The 19,528-nt window shown below is 60.3% G+C and carries 7 protein-coding genes and 5 rRNA genes; 9 read left to right on the forward strand and 3 right to left on the reverse strand.

Annotated elements, in window-relative coordinates; genetic code table 11:
- The first annotated feature begins 319 nt into the window (after positions 1-319).
- From N2L00_RS02265 to N2L00_RS02300, 8 genes are all read left to right on the forward strand, one after another.
- A 23S ribosomal RNA gene (locus N2L00_RS02265) occupies positions 320-3,453 on the forward strand.
- Between the two features lie 275 nt (positions 3,454-3,728).
- A 5S ribosomal RNA gene (gene rrf / locus N2L00_RS02270) occupies positions 3,729-3,845 on the forward strand.
- A gap of 560 nt (positions 3,846-4,405) precedes the next feature.
- Positions 4,406-6,076, forward strand: a complete 1,671-nt coding sequence (locus N2L00_RS02275) for a thioester domain-containing protein (protein ID WP_255863874.1) — start codon at positions 4,406-4,408, stop codon at positions 6,074-6,076.
- 564 nt (positions 6,077-6,640) lie between these two features.
- Positions 6,641-8,168 (forward strand): 16S ribosomal RNA (locus N2L00_RS02280).
- Positions 8,169-8,694: 526 nt separating this feature from the next.
- Positions 8,695-11,829: ribosomal RNA gene (locus N2L00_RS02285) — 23S ribosomal RNA — on the forward strand.
- Between the two features lie 275 nt (positions 11,830-12,104).
- A 5S ribosomal RNA gene (rrf, locus tag N2L00_RS02290) occupies positions 12,105-12,221 on the forward strand.
- Together the 16S, 23S and 5S rRNA genes form the textbook arrangement of a ribosomal RNA operon.
- A 176-nt stretch (positions 12,222-12,397) precedes the next feature.
- Complete coding sequence (locus N2L00_RS02295; RefSeq protein WP_255863730.1) at positions 12,398-12,889, forward strand: SRPBCC domain-containing protein; 492 nt, start codon at positions 12,398-12,400, stop codon at positions 12,887-12,889.
- Between the two features lie 9 nt (positions 12,890-12,898).
- Positions 12,899-14,281, forward strand: a complete 1,383-nt coding sequence (locus tag N2L00_RS02300; RefSeq protein WP_255863731.1) for an FAD-binding oxidoreductase — start codon at positions 12,899-12,901, stop codon at positions 14,279-14,281.
- On the opposite strand, the gene N2L00_RS02305 is transcribed toward N2L00_RS02300, so the two are convergent.
- On the reverse strand, positions 14,278-15,987 hold the full coding sequence (locus tag N2L00_RS02305) for a glycoside hydrolase family 13 protein (protein ID WP_255863732.1): 1,710 nt from the start codon (positions 15,985-15,987) through the stop codon (positions 14,278-14,280). The two genes, N2L00_RS02300 and N2L00_RS02305, sit on opposite strands and share 4 nt — an antisense overlap.
- 276 nt (positions 15,988-16,263) lie before the next feature.
- Here N2L00_RS02305 and N2L00_RS02310 point away from each other — a divergent pair, with 276 nt between their 5' ends.
- The gene (locus N2L00_RS02310) at positions 16,264-16,800 is read left to right on the forward strand and encodes a DUF4190 domain-containing protein (protein WP_255766602.1); all 537 of its coding nucleotides are present in this window, start codon (positions 16,264-16,266) and stop codon (positions 16,798-16,800) included.
- A gap of 33 nt (positions 16,801-16,833) precedes the next feature.
- Here N2L00_RS02310 and N2L00_RS02315 read toward each other — a convergent pair whose 3' ends face one another.
- Together N2L00_RS02315 and N2L00_RS02320 are read right to left on the reverse strand one after the other, a co-directional pair.
- Positions 16,834-18,195, reverse strand: coding sequence for a DUF4032 domain-containing protein (locus N2L00_RS02315; protein ID WP_227922831.1), 1,362 nt, complete (start codon positions 18,193-18,195; stop codon positions 16,834-16,836).
- Positions 18,196-18,300: 105 nt separating this feature from the next.
- A complete protein-coding gene (locus tag N2L00_RS02320; RefSeq protein WP_255766603.1) occupies positions 18,301-19,389 on the reverse strand; it encodes an ABC transporter ATP-binding protein in 1,089 nt (362 codons plus the stop codon).
- Positions 19,390-19,528 lie beyond the last annotated feature (139 nt).

Consider the following 19,528-nt stretch of genomic DNA (forward strand, 5'->3'; position numbering starts at 1 on the left):
GTTAGTCGTTTGGCACACTGTTGGGTCCTGAAGCAACAGGCACCCGTGTTCTTCTCCCTTCGGGGGTGGTTCTGCGGGTTGACTGGTTTGTTTCTGTTTGTTCCTGCGCAGGCCGGAACCGTGTCGCTGACAGCCCTTTGCGGGGTGGTCGGGTGCGGGGATGGGTGTGACGGGGTTGTTGTTTGAGAACTACATAGTGGACGCGAGCATCTTAAAATATTAAGTGCAATTTCAGAAAAACCTGGTAGATCCGGGTGCCTCTCAAGGGTGCCTGGTGAGACCGTGGTTTTCTCGATAGCGATAATAAATTGATCTTTGTGGTCAAGTTTTTAAGGGCACACGGTGGATGCCTTGGCATCAGGAGCCGAAGAAGGACGTAGGAATCTGCGATAAGCCTGGGGGAGTTGATAACCGAACTTTGATCCCAGGATGTCCGAATGGGGAAACCCCGCCCGGCGCGCGAGTGACCGGGTGACCCGCATCTGAACACATAGGGTGCGTGGAGGGAACGTGGGGAAGTGAAACATCTCAGTACCCACAGGAAGAGAAAACAACAGTGATTCCGTTAGTAGTGGCGAGCGAACGCGGAAGAGGCTAAACCAGTGGTGTGTGATAGCCGGCGGGCGTTGCATCACTGGGGTTGCGGGACTTTCCGTACCGATTCTGCCGGATCGGTGAAGTGAGTGCAGATGTATAGGTGAACCGGTTTGAAAGCCGGGCCGTAGAGGGTGTTAGCCCCGTAACCGGAATGCATGCTGCCGCTTGGAGAGGATCCCAAGTAGCACGGGGCCCGAGAAATCCCGTGCGAATCTGCCAGGACCACCTGGTAAGCCTAAATACTCCCTGATGACCGATAGCGGACAAGTACCGTGAGGGAAAGGTGAAAAGTACCCCGGGAGGGGAGTGAAATAGTACCTGAAACCGTGTGCCTACAAACCGTTGGAGCAGCTCTGATTGCTGTGACAGCGTGCCTTTTGAAGAATGAGCCTGCGAGTTAGTGTTACGTCGCGAGGTTAACCCGTGAGGGGAAGCCGTAGCGAAAGCGAGTCTGAATAGGGCGATGCAGTGGCGTGATCTAGACCCGAAGCGGAGTGATCTACCCATGGCCAGGTTGAAGCGACGGTAAGACGTCGTGGAGGACCGAACCCACTTCAGTTGAAAATGGAGGGGATGAGCTGTGGGTAGGGGTGAAAGGCCAATCAAACTCCGTGATAGCTGGTTCTCCCCGAAATGCATTTAGGTGCAGCGTTGCGTGTTTCTTACCGGAGGTAGAGCTACTGGATGGCTAATGGGCCCTACAAGGTTACTGACGTCAGCCAAACTCCGAATGCCGGTAAGTGAGAGCGCAGCAGTGAGACTGTGGGGGATAAGCTTCATAGTCGAGAGGGAAACAGCCCAGACCACCAACTAAGGCCCCTAAGCGTGTGCTAAGTGGGAAAGGATGTGGAGTTGCCCAGACAACCAGGAGGTTGGCTTAGAAGCAGCCACCCTTGAAAGAGTGCGTAATAGCTCACTGGTCAAGTGATTCCGCGCCGACAATGTAGCGGGGCTCAAGTACACCGCCGAAGTTGTGGATTTCAGATATAGATAAGCCTTCGTGGTTCAGTCGTCTGGAGTGGTAGGGGAGCGTCGTGTGGGCAGTGAAGCTGCGGTGTAAACCAGTGGTGGAGCCTACACGAGTGAGAATGCAGGCATGAGTAGCGAAAGACGGGTGAGAAACCCGTCCGCCGAATGATCAAGGGTTCCAGGGTCAAGCTAATCTGCCCTGGGTAAGTCGGGACCTAAGGCGAGGCCGACAGGCGTAGTCGATGGACAACGGGTTGATATTCCCGTACCGGCGAAGAACCGCCCATACCAAGCAGGGGACACTAACCGTCCGGAGCCTGCCCGATCACCCTTGTGGTGTGAGGGTTTTGGCCGAGCACGGGACCTGATCCTGGGAGGTAAGCGTATTAACAGGTGTGACGCAGGAAGGTAGCCGGGCCAGGCGATGGTAGACCTGGTCTAAGGACGTAGGGTCCGTGATAGGTAAATCCGTCACGGTGTCTTTGATGACGAACCTGAGATCCGACGGGACCCCCTCACGGGGGATCCGGTGATCCTATGCTGCCTAGAAAAGCATCGGCGCGAGGTTCCAGCCGCCCGTACCCCAAACCGACACAGGTGATCAGGTAGAGAATACTAAGGCGATCGAGAGAATTATGGTTAAGGAACTCGGCAAAATGCCCCCGTAACTTCGGGAGAAGGGGGGCCCCAACCTTGATGGACACTTGCTGTCCGGAGGGGATCGGGGCCGCAGAGACCAGGGGGAAGCGACTGTTTACTAAAAACACAGGTCCGTGCGAAGTCGCAAGACGATGTATACGGACTGACTCCTGCCCGGTGCTGGAAGGTTAAGAGGACCGGTTAGCCCTTACGGGCGAAGCTGGGAATTTAAGCCCCAGTAAACGGCGGTGGTAACTATAACCATCCTAAGGTAGCGAAATTCCTTGTCGGGTAAGTTCCGACCTGCACGAATGGAGTAACGACTTCCCCGCTGTCTCAACCATAAACTCGGCGAAATTGCAGTACGAGTAAAGATGCTCGTTACGCGCAGCAGGACGGAAAGACCCCGAGACCTTTACTATAGTTTGGTATTGGTGTTCGGTGTGGCTTGTGTAGGATAGGTGGGAGACTGTGAGACCCGGACGCCAGTTCGGGTGGAGTCATCGTTGAAATACCACTCTGGTCATACTGGATATCTAACTTCGGCCCGTAATCCGGGTCAGGGACAGTGCCTGATGGGTAGTTTAACTGGGGCGGTTGCCTCCTAAAGAGTAACGGAGGCGCCCAAAGGTTACCTCAGCCTGGTTGGCAATCAGGTGTCGAGTGTAAGTGCACAAGGGAGCTTGACTGTGAGAGAGACATCTCGAGCAGGGACGAAAGTCGGGACTAGTGATCCGGCGGTACATTGTGGAATGGCCGTCGCTCAACGGATAAAAGGTACCTCGGGGATAACAGGCTGATCTTGCCCAAGAGTCCATATCGACGGCATGGTTTGGCACCTCGATGTCGGCTCGTCGCATCCTGGGGCTGGAGTAGGTCCCAAGGGTTGGGCTGTTCGCCCATTAAAGCGGTACGCGAGCTGGGTTTAGAACGTCGTGAGACAGTTCGGTCCCTATCCGCTGCGCGCGCAGGAAATTTGAGAAGGGCTGTCCTTAGTACGAGAGGACCGGGACGGACGAACCTCTGGTGTGTCAGTTGTACTGCCAAGTGCACCGCTGATTAGCTACGTTCGGATGGGATAACCGCTGAAAGCATCTAAGCGGGAAGCCCGCTTCGAGATGAGATTTCCATACACCTTGTGTGTGAGAGGCCCCCAGCCAGACCACTGGGTTGATAGGCCGGATGTGGAAGCGGGGACTAAAGACCCGTGAAGCTGACCGGTACTAATAGGCCGATAACTTACACCACACCAGCACCTGGACGGACACGACTTCAAACGGTCTGTCAAAGTATAAAGGGTGTTGTAGATCATGCTGCTTGCGTCCACTATGTGGTTCCCGGACAACAACCGTTGGTTGTTGCACCAGGAACGAACACCGAATCACGCCTCCTTGTCCGGGGGCGGGTTCACCAATATTTACCGCACTGCCGGCACCCCTTTTGGGGTTTCGGGACGTGTTGTAACCATTGTTTTCCCCACGCATGCCCTGTTGGTTTCGGGTGTGTGGTGCGGGTGGAAGGGTTACGGCGGTCATAGCGTGGGGGAAACGCCCGGTCCCATTCCGAACCCGGAAGCTAAGACCCACAGCGCCGATGGTACTGCATCCGGGAGGATGTGGGAGAGTAGGTCACCGCCGGACAATATTTGAATACAGGTCGAGCCCGTACCAGTGCTGGTACGGGCTCTTCCTCTTTAACGGGCCGGGCTTGTCGGGCACCGGCCAGGCACGGCCCCGCCGGCGCCGCTGGCGCCGGGGCAGCAGGGGCCGTCCGCCCGACCCCAGGCACCGGGCCGGGCCCCGTCTCTTGGACGTGTTGCGTGCCCCGAGCGTGCAGAATCGATCTCCCTCCCACCGCTCCGCTTTCGGACCTTCGTGTGGGAGCTCTGCCGCATCGGGGTAAGCCCTGCGATATTGCCGATATTACCGATATCGCCGGAACAGCCGATTCTCGGGTTTAAACGTTGCATGGTCCACTCTTACCCTTACAAATCGCAGCTTGTGGGGATAGCGTCGCGACCTCGGGGCCAGACGGCTGCGGCTGCCAAACTGCTGGTGGTGCAGTGGCCCCTCTCAATAAGCCAGAGAGAAGGCGGAACCTTATGAGTCGGATTGCAGCACTCACACAGTTTGGGGGGCATCGGGGGAGGGGGAGTAACAGACGCAGATATTTTAGGAACCTGCTTGGTCTGGTTGGCGCATTGCTGGCCGCATTGGTGGTCACGGCGTTGCCGGCGCAGGCCGTGTTTTCCGGCCCGCAGCCTGGTGATGCCGTTCCCGCCGCCCAGGTCGAAATCACAATGACCGGTCAGGGGTTGGGGACCGCCGCAACGGGAGGACTGCCGCCCGTAGGAGCGGCATTTGATATCAGTGCCTATCCCCCGGACGTACCGGCAGATTACGAAACCGATAATCCGTCCTTCGCCGGCACCATCCTCACCGAGGATGCGGAGGGCAACATCCAGGAAATGTACTGCATCGACATCCGTACCTCCACCTACTCCGGGCTGGGGTATGAGAGCGGTACGTGGGGTGAGGCCAACGTTCCCAACGTGGGATACGTGAACCGGGTCCTGAATAGCTACTACCCGGACCAGCCCGGCCTCCCTGCCGAAGCAGCGAATGACAGTATTCGTGCTGCAGCGGTCCAGGCAGCAATCTGGTTCTTCAGCGACGGCTTCGTCCTGCAGGACACCGATCCGCTCCGCCCGCTGACTCAGGGAATTATCGACGCTGTTCTTGCCGCCGGGCCACTCACTGAACCGCCGCCGCCGGACGTGAGTATTGATCCCCCTGTAGCCGCCGGACCAGTGGACGGCGTGACGGGGCCCTTCACCGTGACCGCCGGCGGCGGCGCGGCACTGACAGTGGAGGCACCCGTGGGCTTCACTCTGTTCACGGATCCCGCGGGGACCGTTCCCCTCGTTAACCCGGTGGAGTCCGGCAGCCAGGTCTGGGTACGCAGTACGGCCCAAACCACGGACCCTGCTGTGATCACCGCAAGTGCTGTGGTGACCGTAGAGACAGGCAACGTCTACCTCTACGCGGGCAACAACCCCGACGTGACAACGGCGCAAAAGCTGATCCTGGCGGCCAACGCACAGATTGAGTCCAACGCCCAGGCCACGGCGGAGTTCTTCGTCGCCGGAGACCTAACGGTAAATAAGGCCTTTGCCGGAGCGGCAGTCGGCAGCCAGGGCGCCATCGTCCTTGCTGTGGACTGCGGTCCTGTAGGGGCTTTCGTCTTTGAAATCCCGGCCGGGACAACAACCCCGGTAACCGAAACCGTAACCGATCTTCCGGTTGGAACGGTCTGCTCTGTGACGGAAGAGACTACCGGGTCCACCACGGAGGTGACGGTGACGCCTACCCTCTCCGATCCGGTGACGATAACTGAGGGGGAGAATGTTCTCACCGTGACCAATACCGTGGAATTCAACCCGGGTAACCTGGTCGTGGCGAAAACCATCACCGGCTCCGGAGCCGGTCTGCAGGACGACATCGTGCTGCACGTCCAGTGCGGTGACGGGCTGATTGACGAGACGTTCGTGATCCCCGCAGGAACCACGGTCGGCACGTTTACCCAGCTGTACCAAGGGATCCCGGCGGGGGTTCTGTGCCGGGTCTCGGAGCAGACGTCAGGTGCCAACGAGGATGTCACCGTCTCCTCCTCAGGTACGGCGGAGGTCACCATCCTGCCGGGGCAGGAGCTGACAGCTGAGGTGGTCAATGAATACGCCCCCGTGCCGGTAACCGAACGGCTCCCGCGGACCGGGGCTGAAGACGCCACTGCCATGGCCATGGCAGCAGGTGGTGCCGTCCTGGCCGGATCGCTGTTGATCCTGGGTTCCTTCCGGAGGCGCAGCAGCTAGTCCAGGGCCTCCCGTACGGAGAGGCTGACGGATAGCAGGAGCCGGCGCCCGGTAGGGGGCCGGCTCCAGCTATCCGGACGATTTGCGGCTACGGGCAAACGTGTGTAAAGTTTTCTAAGTCGCCGCGGCCGGGACGCTGGAAAAGCGCCCGAGCATGGCGGCCAAACCCCAACAAAAAACAGAGTCCAACCAGTGCGCGCCCTTCGCGGGGCCGGTGGAAAAGACTCCGTTGGATGCTGGGTCCGGAACGGCGGAAAACGCCTTTCACGGGCTCCCGACAAGGGAAACCGCGAATTGCAAATAACGCCGGAATGGAATAAGATATAAAACATTGCAGCGAAGAAGAAAAGGAAAACAATTGTTTTCCCGAGTATTTTCGGATTGCGTCTGTTGTTTGAGAACTCAATAGTGTGCCAAGTTTATTGATACCAATTTATTTTGATTGGTTGAACAGGCCGTTTCCGCCCACCCCGTGGGTATGGGACGGTTTTTTTAGCCGGTTTCGAATTTAGTGCAGTGCCTGCAGCCAATTTTCCTTGGCTCGGGTGCTGTGTCTGTAACACATTTACGGAGAGTTTGATCCTGGCTCAGGATGAACGCTGGCGGCGTGCTTAACACATGCAAGTCGAACGATGACTTCTGTGCTTGCACAGAATGATTAGTGGCGAACGGGTGAGTAACACGTGAGTAACCTGCCCCTGACTTCGGGATAAGCCTGGGAAACCGGGTCTAATACCGGATACAACGGACCACCGCATGGCGGTCCGTGGAAAGCTTTATGCGGTTTTGGATGGACTCGCGGCCTATCAGCTTGTTGGTTGGGGTAATGGCCCACCAAGGCGACGACGGGTAGCCGGCCTGAGAGGGTGACCGGCCACACTGGGACTGAGACACGGCCCAGACTCCTACGGGAGGCAGCAGTGGGGAATATTGCACAATGGGCGGAAGCCTGATGCAGCGACGCCGCGTGAGGGACGAATGCCTTCGGGTTGTAAACCTCTTTCAGCAGGGAAGAAGCGAAAGTGACGGTACCTGCAGAAGAAGCGCCGGCTAACTACGTGCCAGCAGCCGCGGTAATACGTAGGGCGCAAGCGTTATCCGGAATTATTGGGCGTAAAGAGCTCGTAGGCGGTTTGTCGCGTCTGCTGTGAAAGCCCGGGGCTCAACCCCGGGTCTGCAGTGGGTACGGGCAGACTAGAGTGATGTAGGGGAGACTGGAATTCCTGGTGTAGCGGTGAAATGCGCAGATATCAGGAGGAACACCGATGGCGAAGGCAGGTCTCTGGGCATTAACTGACGCTGAGGAGCGAAAGCATGGGGAGCGAACAGGATTAGATACCCTGGTAGTCCATGCCGTAAACGTTGGGCACTAGGTGTGGGGGACATTCCACGTTTTCCGCGCCGTAGCTAACGCATTAAGTGCCCCGCCTGGGGAGTACGGCCGCAAGGCTAAAACTCAAAGGAATTGACGGGGGCCCGCACAAGCGGCGGAGCATGCGGATTAATTCGATGCAACGCGAAGAACCTTACCAAGGCTTGACATGAACCGGAAAGGCCTGGAAACAGGTCCCCCACTTGTGGCCGGTTTACAGGTGGTGCATGGTTGTCGTCAGCTCGTGTCGTGAGATGTTGGGTTAAGTCCCGCAACGAGCGCAACCCTCGTTCTATGTTGCCAGCGCGTTATGGCGGGGACTCATAGGAGACTGCCGGGGTCAACTCGGAGGAAGGTGGGGACGACGTCAAATCATCATGCCCCTTATGTCTTGGGCTTCACGCATGCTACAATGGCCGGTACAAAGGGTTGCGATACTGTGAGGTGGAGCTAATCCCAAAAAGCCGGTCTCAGTTCGGATTGAGGTCTGCAACTCGACCTCATGAAGTTGGAGTCGCTAGTAATCGCAGATCAGCAACGCTGCGGTGAATACGTTCCCGGGCCTTGTACACACCGCCCGTCAAGTCACGAAAGTTGGTAACACCCGAAGCCGGTGGCCTAACCCCTTGTGGGAGGGAGCCGTCGAAGGTGGGACCGGCGATTGGGACTAAGTCGTAACAAGGTAGCCGTACCGGAAGGTGCGGCTGGATCACCTCCTTTCTAAGGAGCACCTCGAAGACCATGTCCTTCCACAGTGTTGGATGTGTGCTTTGCAGGAGATGCCCATATCGGAGACATATGTTCTCCGGTGGGTGCTCAAGGGTGGAATATCAATGGATAGGCGCCGGCATGCCGGCCGTAATGGATCAGTACGTTCCTTCCCTTGGGGAGGTTCCTGGAACATCCGCTGCGGCCCTGGTAAGTCCGGTTAGTCGTTTGGCACACTGTTGGGTCCTGAAGCAACAGGCACCCGTGTTCTTCTCCCTTCGGGGGTGGTTCTGCGGGTTGACTGGTTTGTTTCTGTTTGTTCCTGCGCAGGCCGGAACCGTGTCGCTGACAGCCCTTTGCGGGGTGGTCGGGTGCGGGGATGGGTGTGACGGGGTTGTTGTTTGAGAACTACATAGTGGACGCGAGCATCTTAAAATATTAAGTGCAATTTCAGAAAAACCTGGTAGATCCGGGTGCCTCTCAAGGGTGCCTGGTGAGACCGTGGTTTTCTCGATAGCGATAATAAATTGATCTTTGTGGTCAAGTTTTTAAGGGCACACGGTGGATGCCTTGGCATCAGGAGCCGAAGAAGGACGTAGGAATCTGCGATAAGCCTGGGGGAGTTGATAACCGAACTTTGATCCCAGGATGTCCGAATGGGGAAACCCCGCCCGGCGCGCGAGTGACCGGGTGACCCGCATCTGAACACATAGGGTGCGTGGAGGGAACGTGGGGAAGTGAAACATCTCAGTACCCACAGGAAGAGAAAACAACAGTGATTCCGTTAGTAGTGGCGAGCGAACGCGGAAGAGGCTAAACCAGTGGTGTGTGATAGCCGGCGGGCGTTGCATCACTGGGGTTGCGGGACTTTCCGTACCGATTCTGCCGGATCGGTGAAGTGAGTGCAGATGTATAGGTGAACCGGTTTGAAAGCCGGGCCGTAGAGGGTGTTAGCCCCGTAACCGGAATGCATGCTGCCGCTTGGAGAGGATCCCAAGTAGCACGGGGCCCGAGAAATCCCGTGCGAATCTGCCAGGACCACCTGGTAAGCCTAAATACTCCCTGATGACCGATAGCGGACAAGTACCGTGAGGGAAAGGTGAAAAGTACCCCGGGAGGGGAGTGAAATAGTACCTGAAACCGTGTGCCTACAAACCGTTGGAGCAGCTCTGATTGCTGTGACAGCGTGCCTTTTGAAGAATGAGCCTGCGAGTTAGTGTTACGTCGCGAGGTTAACCCGTGAGGGGAAGCCGTAGCGAAAGCGAGTCTGAATAGGGCGATGCAGTGGCGTGATCTAGACCCGAAGCGGAGTGATCTACCCATGGCCAGGTTGAAGCGACGGTAAGACGTCGTGGAGGACCGAACCCACTTCAGTTGAAAATGGAGGGGATGAGCTGTGGGTAGGGGTGAAAGGCCAATCAAACTCCGTGATAGCTGGTTCTCCCCGAAATGCATTTAGGTGCAGCGTTGCGTGTTTCTTACCGGAGGTAGAGCTACTGGATGGCTAATGGGCCCTACAAGGTTACTGACGTCAGCCAAACTCCGAATGCCGGTAAGTGAGAGCGCAGCAGTGAGACTGTGGGGGATAAGCTTCATAGTCGAGAGGGAAACAGCCCAGACCACCAACTAAGGCCCCTAAGCGTGTGCTAAGTGGGAAAGGATGTGGAGTTGCCCAGACAACCAGGAGGTTGGCTTAGAAGCAGCCACCCTTGAAAGAGTGCGTAATAGCTCACTGGTCAAGTGATTCCGCGCCGACAATGTAGCGGGGCTCAAGTACACCGCCGAAGTTGTGGATTTCAGATATAGATAAGCCTTCGTGGTTCAGTCGTCTGGAGTGGTAGGGGAGCGTCGTGTGGGCAGTGAAGCTGCGGTGTAAACCAGTGGTGGAGCCTACACGAGTGAGAATGCAGGCATGAGTAGCGAAAGACGGGTGAGAAACCCGTCCGCCGAATGATCAAGGGTTCCAGGGTCAAGCTAATCTGCCCTGGGTAAGTCGGGACCTAAGGCGAGGCCGACAGGCGTAGTCGATGGACAACGGGTTGATATTCCCGTACCGGCGAAGAACCGCCCATACCAAGCAGGGGACACTAACCGTCCGGAGCCTGCCCGATCACCCTTGTGGTGTGAGGGTTTTGGCCGAGCACGGGACCTGATCCTGGGAGGTAAGCGTATTAACAGGTGTGACGCAGGAAGGTAGCCGGGCCAGGCGATGGTAGACCTGGTCTAAGGACGTAGGGTCCGTGATAGGTAAATCCGTCACGGTGTCTTTGATGACGAACCTGAGATCCGACGGGACCCCCTCACGGGGGGATCCGGTGATCCTATGCTGCCTAGAAAAGCATCGGCGCGAGGTTCCAGCCGCCCGTACCCCAAACCGACACAGGTGATCAGGTAGAGAATACTAAGGCGATCGAGAGAATTATGGTTAAGGAACTCGGCAAAATGCCCCCGTAACTTCGGGAGAAGGGGGGCCCCAACCTTGATGGACACTTGCTGTCCGGAGGGGATCGGGGCCGCAGAGACCAGGGGGAAGCGACTGTTTACTAAAAACACAGGTCCGTGCGAAGTCGCAAGACGATGTATACGGACTGACTCCTGCCCGGTGCTGGAAGGTTAAGAGGACCGGTTAGCCCTTACGGGCGAAGCTGGGAATTTAAGCCCCAGTAAACGGCGGTGGTAACTATAACCATCCTAAGGTAGCGAAATTCCTTGTCGGGTAAGTTCCGACCTGCACGAATGGAGTAACGACTTCCCCGCTGTCTCAACCATAAACTCGGCGAAATTGCAGTACGAGTAAAGATGCTCGTTACGCGCAGCAGGACGGAAAGACCCCGAGACCTTTACTATAGTTTGGTATTGGTGTTCGGTGTGGCTTGTGTAGGATAGGTGGGAGACTGTGAGACCCGGACGCCAGTTCGGGTGGAGTCATCGTTGAAATACCACTCTGGTCATACTGGATATCTAACTTCGGCCCGTAATCCGGGTCAGGGACAGTGCCTGATGGGTAGTTTAACTGGGGCGGTTGCCTCCTAAAGAGTAACGGAGGCGCCCAAAGGTTCCCTCAGCCTGGTTGGCAATCAGGTGTCGAGTGTAAGTGCACAAGGGAGCTTGACTGTGAGAGAGACATCTCGAGCAGGGACGAAAGTCGGGACTAGTGATCCGGCGGTACATTGTGGAATGGCCGTCGCTCAACGGATAAAAGGTACCTCGGGGATAACAGGCTGATCTTGCCCAAGAGTCCATATCGACGGCATGGTTTGGCACCTCGATGTCGGCTCGTCGCATCCTGGGGCTGGAGTAGGTCCCAAGGGTTGGGCTGTTCGCCCATTAAAGCGGTACGCGAGCTGGGTTTAGAACGTCGTGAGACAGTTCGGTCCCTATCCGCTGCGCGCGCAGGAAATTTGAGAAGGGCTGTCCTTAGTACGAGAGGACCGGGACGGACGAACCTCTGGTGTGTCAGTTGTACTGCCAAGTGCACCGCTGATTAGCTACGTTCGGATGGGATAACCGCTGAAAGCATCTAAGCGGGAAGCCCGCTTCGAGATGAGATTTCCATACACCTTGTGTGTGAGAGGCCCCCAGCCAGACCACTGGGTTGATAGGCCGGATGTGGAAGCGGGGACTAAAGACCCGTGAAGCTGACCGGTACTAATAGGCCGATAACTTACACCACACCAGCACCTGGACGGACACGACTTCAAACGGTCCGTCAAAGTATAAAGGGTGTTGTAGATCATGCTGCTTGCGTCCACTATGTGGTTCCCGGACAACAACCGTTGGTTGTTGCACCAGGAACGAACACCGAATCACGCCTCCTTGTCCGGGGGCGGGTTCACCAATATTTACCGCACTGCCGGCACCCCTTTTGGGGTTTCGGGACGTGTTGTAACCATTGTTTTCCCCACGCATGCCCTGTTGGTTTCGGGTGTGTGGTGCGGGTGGAAGGGTTACGGCGGTCATAGCGTGGGGGAAACGCCCGGTCCCATTCCGAACCCGGAAGCTAAGACCCACAGCGCCGATGGTACTGCATCCGGGAGGATGTGGGAGAGTAGGTCACCGCCGGACAATATTTGAATACAGGTTGAGCCCGTACCAGTGCTGGTACGGGCTCTTCCTCTTTAACGGGCCGGGCTTGTCGGGCCCCGGCCAGGCACGGCCCCGCCGGCGCCGCTGGCGCCGGGGCAGCAGGGGCCGTCCGCCCGACCCCAGGCACCGGGCCGGGTCCCGGTAGGCTGGAAAGCATGAGCCCCTCCCTGTTTTCCCACGCCGCCGACCCGGACCCGGAGGGCACCAAACAAGACGTGTCCGTTCCGGACGTCGTGGCGGTTCGGCAGATCCCCCGAGACGCAGAAGAAGCCTTTAACGGATTCACCGATTACCTTCACCTGTGGTGGCCGGAGGACCTTACGGACTTCGGTGAAGGTACACACGCCGAGTTTGAGGGGGGCGTACTTACCGAGACAGGACCCGAGGGCGAAACCGCGGTCTGGGCCACGGTACGTACCCGGGAACCGGACACGTTGCTGGAACTGGACTGGGTGGCTGGCCAGGAGCCGCGGATCCCCACGGATGTACGCGTCGACTTCGCGCCGGCAGCTGACGGTTCCACGGTGGTGACGCTCCGCCACTCGGGCATTGACCGGCTACCCGACGGGCCTCGGGAATATGAGCGGCTGCAAAGCGAATGGTCGGAGATCCTGGATCGCTACGCGCGCTTTATGGGGGCGCGGTAGTCTGCTGGCATGTCCCTGGATGCCCTGCACGGCCTCACCCTTAGTGGCCCTGACCTGCTGGTCGAAACATCGCCGGAGGTACTCGCGGCCTATGCCACAGACTGCGGGCCGGTACTGGCCTATATAGAGCCGTTGGCCGTCGTCTGGCCCACCAGTGTGGAGGGCGTGCAGGAGGTACTGCGTTGGGCCTCTGCAACGGGCACAGCCGTGGTACCGCGCGGCGCCGGCACTGGCGTCTCTGGCGGAGCACACGCCACAGGCGGCTGCATCATCCTCTGCCTCGACCGAATGAACCGCATCTTGGAACTCAACCCGCAGGATGAAGTGGCCATCGTCGAGCCCGGCGTGATCAACGCGGACCTGAATGCTGCGGCGGCTGCCCACGGGTTGATGTACGCGCCGGATCCGGCCAGCTACCTGTCCTCAACCATTGGCGGGAATGTGGCCACTAACGCCGGCGGTCTCCGCTGCGCGAAGTACGGGGTAACCCGTGACTCCGTCCTGGCGCTCGACGTCGTGCTGGCCGACGGAACGCTCATCGGCACTGGCCGGCGCACCTTCAAGGGAGTAGCCGGCTACGACCTCACCAGCCTCTTCACCGGGTCGGAAGGCACACTGGGCATTATTGTCGGCATCACCGTGCGCCTGCGGTACCTGCCGGTGGCGATCCGAACCATTGCAGCCTTCTTCCCGGATTTTCCGACGGCTGCCGCCGGCGTTTTGGCGGTGGGCACCGCCCGTGTGCAGCCGGCCATTATGGAGCTGCTGGACGGTGCCACCCTGACCGCTCTGGACGAAGCCCACGGCAGCGCCCTCCGCGCCCGCGGCGATGCGCTGTTGTTGATCCAGACAGATGGTTTCGGAGCCGACGCCGAGGCCGACGTCGTGCGCAGCGTACTCAACGAACTGGGCGGAACGGTAAGCACTGAAGGGGCAGCGGAGGCCGAACGGCTGGTAGAACTGCGCAGGCACAGCCGCGGAGACGCGGTGCTGGATCAGGAGCGGGTAGGGGAGGACGTCGCCGTCCCCCGCTCAGCGCTGGTGCGGTATGTCGCGGAGCTGGAACGGATGGCGGGACAGCACCGGGTCAACCTCAAGGTGGTGGCCCATGCCGGAGACGGCAACCTGCACCCCACTTTTTGGGTGCAGGCTGCCGACGACGACGACGGCGGACGCGACCGGCTGGACGCCGCACTGGACGATTCCATCACCGTTGCGCTGGCAATGGGCGGAACGATCACCGGCGAACACGGAGTGGGCCAGTTCAAGCTGCACTGGCTGCCGCAGGAGCAGCGGGCAGAGGTGCTCGAACTGCAGCGCAGGGTGAAAGCAGTGTTCGATCCAGCAGGCATCCTTAACCCCGGGAAGGCTATTCCCGGCGAGCCGCACTAGCCCAAGCGCATCCAGACGGTGCGGTTGGGCCGGAGCCGCGCGCCCTCGAGTGCGTCAGGCGAGCTGCCCATCAGCAGCGGCAGATCGGGCAGCTGGACCGGTGCATCGCCCATATTCATGGCCACCAGCACGCCGCCATTCACAAAGGCGACCAGCCCGTCGTCGTCGTGCTCCGGCCACCACGCCAGTGAACCGTTGCCAAGATCCAGTTCGCGGCGCAGGTCCAGGGCACGGCGGTAGAGGTTCAGGGTTGAGTCGGGGTTGCGCTGCTCTATGTCCCGGGAATGCCTTCCCCAAATAGGCGGCTGCGGCAGCCAGCTCTCCCCGGTGGAGCTGAAGCCGTAGCTTGGCAGGTTCGCTTTCCAAGGCAGCGGCACGCGGTTGCCGTCCCGGCCGACGCGGACTCCAGCGGTGCGGTGGAAGGTGGGGTCCTGACGGAACTCATCCGGAATCATCGTGTGGTCCGGCAGGCCCAGCTCCTCGCCCTGGTAGAGGTAGACACCGCCGGGCAGGGCCAGCATTAACATGGTGGCGGCGCGGGCACGGGCGAGGCCAAGGTCAAGGTCGGGCTGTTCGTCCTGCGGTCCGAGCCCGTCCCCTGTGCGGGGACCGGCCCCGGTCAGGCCGAAGCGGCTGGCGTGCCGGACGACGTCGTGGTTGGACAGCACCCAGGTGGTTGGTGCCCCGACGCGGTCGAAGGCGTGCAGGGAGGACTCGATGACATGCCGCAGGGCCGGGGCATGCCAAGGGTGGTGGAGGTAGGCGAAGTTGAACGTCTGGTGCATTTCGTCGGGCCGGACCCAGTCGCTGAGCCGCTCGATCGGGTCGATGGTCGCTTCGGCGCAAAGCACCCGGTCCCCGTCGTAGGAGTCCAGGATTTTCCGCCAGGACCGGAAGATGTCATGGATGCCGGGCTGGCCGAACATGGGTGCGTCCGAGCCGGGGAATCCCTCGGAGGAGGACCCGTCCGCGCGTCCGCCCCAATCCGGGAGCCCGGACTTCTTGATCAAAGCGTGGGCGACGTCCACGCGGAACCCGCCGACGCCGCGGTCCAGCCAGAACCGCAGGATCTTCTCAAACTCGGCGTGCACGGCGGGGCTGTCCCAGTTGAAGTCCGGCTGGGAGGTGTCGAAGAGGTGCAGGTACCACTGTCCGGGGGTGCCGTCGGGTTCGGTGATCCGGGTCCAGGCGGGGCCGCCGAAGTGGGACTGCCAGTTGTTGGGCGGGTTCTGTCCGTGGTCTCCGGTGCCGTCGCGGAAGATGAACAGGTCCCGTTCCGGGGAGCCGGCGGGGGAGGCCAGGGCTTTTTGGAAGAGGGGGTGCTGGTCGGAGCAGTGGTTGGGGACCAGGTCCACGATGATGCGGATGTTGTGGCGGGAGGCTTCGGCGACGAGGGCGTCGAAGTCCTCCAGGGTGCCGAAGAGGGGGTCCACGGAGCAGTAGTCGGCGACGTCGTAGCCGGCGTCTTTCTGCGGGGAGCGGTAGAAGGGGGAGAGCCAGATGGCGTCGATGTCGAGTTCGGCCAGGGCGGGGATCTCGGCGGTGATGCCGGGCAGGTCCCCCACTCCGTCCCCACGCAGGTCGCGGAACGAACGCGGGTAGATCTGGTAGATCACCGAGGACCGCCACCACTCACGGCCGGCGGGCGGCTCATGGACGGGGACCAGCCTGGCCAGGCTGGAAGCGGTAGTCAGTTGTTCAACCATTCAGGGCGTCATCCTTCGCGCAGATTTTTTCACCTTACAGTTCCATTTAACGACTCCGGCTTCCGCTGAGTCGGCGATGGTCATGCAGATCACAGGAGATTTACGCCACGCTCTGCAGGAAGCGGGACGTCTGCTCTCCGTTCCGGGAATGGATGGTACGGCTCAGCTTGAATGTATAGGATTGGCGTAGGTCACACCGACTTTGCGTAGTCGGATGGATGTCGAACGGACGCCGTCGCGACCACGCTAACCACTTCATCTTCAGGGGGAATACGCGTGTCAGAGAACCGACCAGAATGGCAGTCCGGCGGCGACCCGGCAGCCGCAAACGATGGTGCTTCGGATAGCGGCCAGTATGCCCCGCCCCCGTCGGCGCCGTCCGCCTACCCCGGGTCCCAGCAGGAAACGGGAAACACTGCGTATCCTTCCTACGGCCAGCAGCCGGAAGTGCCTGCGTACGGACAGCAGCCTGCCTACCCGGGAGCCGGCCATGACGCGCCGGCCTACGGCCAGGAAGCGCCGGCCTACGGCCAGCAGCCTGGTTACCTGGCGTACGGACAGGATGCCTACCCCCAGCCGCGGCCGAACCCGGGCCAGGCCATGGGCATCGCCGGCCTCATCACGTCCTTCTTCTTCTCCGTGGTGGGCCTGGTGCTGAGCATCGTGGGGCTGAACCAGTCACGCAAGGCCGGGATGGGCAACACTCCCGCTGTAATCGGCATCATTGTCGGCGGGCTGGGAACCCTCTTCACGATCCTTTTCATCATTTTCATGGTCGCGGTGGTCGCGGCCGAGAGCGGTTCCAGCTACTGACCCGCACAACGGCACCACCGAGGAGCCCCGGCCCTAGGCCGGGGCTCCTCCTGCGTCCAGGATCTCCATAGTCCGGGTATCGGTGCTGAGCAGGATCGCAGCTTCGTCACGCCGGTGGCGAAGGATGGTATCCATGTACGACTGCACCGCCTCGGCCATGGGCACGTTGCGGTTTGCGTTTTCAGACATGTACCAGCGGTGCTCCAGGACTTCGTGCACCACCTCGGCGGCCTCGAGCTTGCTGCCCAGATCCCGCGGCACGGCCTTGACTATCGGTTCGAAGACCTGCGTGACCCACAGATGAGCGCTTAGCTCTTCGTCGAGTTCCGGATGGTTGGTCACCCGGTAGGAGTCCAGGTCATTAAGCAGCCGGCGGGCCTGGTTCTCCTGGGCATCGATGCCGGTCAGGCGCAGCAGCCGGCGTTGGTGATGGCCGGCGTCGACCACCTTGGGCTGCAACTGGACCTGCGTCCCGTCAGGGGTGGTGCTGATACTGAGCTCGTCGACGTCGAACCCCAGGTCATTGAGGCGCCGGATGCGGGCATCCACACGCCACCGATCAGCCATTCCAAAGGATTCCCGCTCGGTCAGCTCGGCCCAGAGCCGGCGGTAGCTGTCCATGATCCGTTCGCTGGTGGCCAGCGGATCCACGGACTCCTCGACCAGGCCGCCCTCGGCCAGGTCCATCAGTTCCCCGGCGATGTTGACCCGGGCGATCTCCAAGTCGTATTCGCGCTGCCCGTTGGACAATTCGGGGTAGAGCTCCCCGGTTTCCGCATCCACCAGGTAGGCGGCGAAGGCGCCGGCGTCGCGGCGGAAGAGTGTGTTGGACAAGGAGACATCGCCCCAGTAGAAGCCGGCCAGGTGCAGGCGGACCAGCAAGAGCGCCTGGGCATCGATCAGCCGCGTCAGCGTGACTTCGCGCAGGGTCTGGGAGAAGACGGCACGGTAGGGAAGGGAGAAGCGCAGGTGCCGGGTGACCAGTACCGGCTGCAGCTCTTCACCGGCTGGATCCATACGGCCGGTAATGACCGCCACCGGAGCCACTGCGGGGACGTTGAGCCGACGAAGCTTGCGCAGCATGTGGTATTCCTGCCGCGCCACGTGTTCGCTGGTTTCCTTGATGGCAATGAGGGAATCGCCGAGCCGCGCGAAGCGGACAACGTGACGGGAAATTCCGCGGGGGAGGGCGGCCAGGTTCTCCTTGGGCCATTCCTCCAGCGGAATGTGCCAGGGCAGGTCCAGCAGGGCCGGGTCCATGGACGCAGCGGTGATGTTCAGCGACCCCAGCGTGTTGATCCGGTTGGTCGAGGAGCGCGTGGTGCGGGGCAGCTTGCCGGTCTGCTCCCAGTCCGTGGGTTCGTTCTGCCAGTTGGCAGGTACGGAATCTGTCATAGGCGAAAGCCCTTACGTCTCAGCATGCATTAACGAAAAAGCGGTGGCTCCCCACCTCAAAAGTTTAGTTGAGCAGGGGAGCCACCGCATGTCGTTCCGGTCGGGTTACGCCTGTTCCGCCAGTCGTTCCCCGTTGGAGGTGTCGAACAGGTGCACGTGGCCCTTCTGCGGGCGGACGTGGAGAGTGTCGCCCTTCATCGGAGGACGCCGGCCGTCAACGCGGACCACCATGTCATGGTCCTTGCCGTCGATGGTGCTGTGGCCGTAAACGTAGGCATCTGCTCCCAGTTCCTCGACCACGTCCACCTCGACGCGCAGGCCCTCGCCCTCCGGCACGGTTTCCATGTCTTCAGGGCGGACGCCCAGGGTCACGGTGTTGCCCGCGGCGGCCCCGAGCACCGAATTCTCCACCGGGTACACGGACCCGCCGAAGGCCACGCCGCCGTCCACCACCGGAAGCTCGAGCAGGTTCATGGCCGGGGAACCGATGAATCCGGCCACGAAAACGTTCCGGGGGTGGTCATAGAGGTTGCGCGGGGTATCGACCTGCTGAAGGACGCCGTCCTTCAGCACTGCCACGCGGTCACCCATGGTCATGGCTTCCACCTGGTCGTGGGTGACGTACACCGTGGTAACGCCGAGCCGCCGGGTCAGCGAAGCAATCTGGGTGCGGGTCTGCACACGCAGCTTGGCGTCCAGGTTGGAGAGCGGTTCATCCATCAGGAAGACCTGCGGGTTACGCACAATGGCACGTCCCATAGCAACGCGCTGGCGCTGACCGCCGGAGAGGGCCTTCGGTTTGCGGTCCAGGTAGTCTTCGAGGTCCAGCAGCTTCGCGGCCTCGCGGACGCGTTCCATGCGCTCTTCCTTGCCGATGCCGGCGATCTTCAGGGCGAAGCCCATGTTGTCCGCCACGGACATGTGCGGGTACAGCGCGTAGTTCTGGAAAACCATGGCGATGTCGCGGTCCTTGGGCGGAACATCGGTGACGTCACGGTCACCGATGAGGATCCGCCCGGAATTGACGTCTTCAAGCCCCGCGAGCATCCGCAGCGAGGTGGATTTTCCGCAGCCCGAGGGGCCGACGAGAACCAGGAATTCGCCGTCGGCGATTTCGAGGCTGAGGTTGTCTACTGCGGGGCGTTCCGTCCCCGGGTAGACGCGTGTTGCCTGGTCAAACGTTACCGTTGCCATGGTGTTTCCCTTCACGGGCAGGTACGTGCCCGACGATCCGTTGTGAATGGAGAGCTATGTGGTTGAGTTGATCACCGCTGGCAGGTCTTCACCGACCTGTGACGCAGCTCACGGGGACAGTATTACACACGTTGTCCAG

This window comes from Arthrobacter sp. zg-Y1171, from assembly GCF_025244845.1.
Classification (GTDB): Bacteria; Actinomycetota; Actinomycetes; order Actinomycetales; family Micrococcaceae; genus Arthrobacter_B.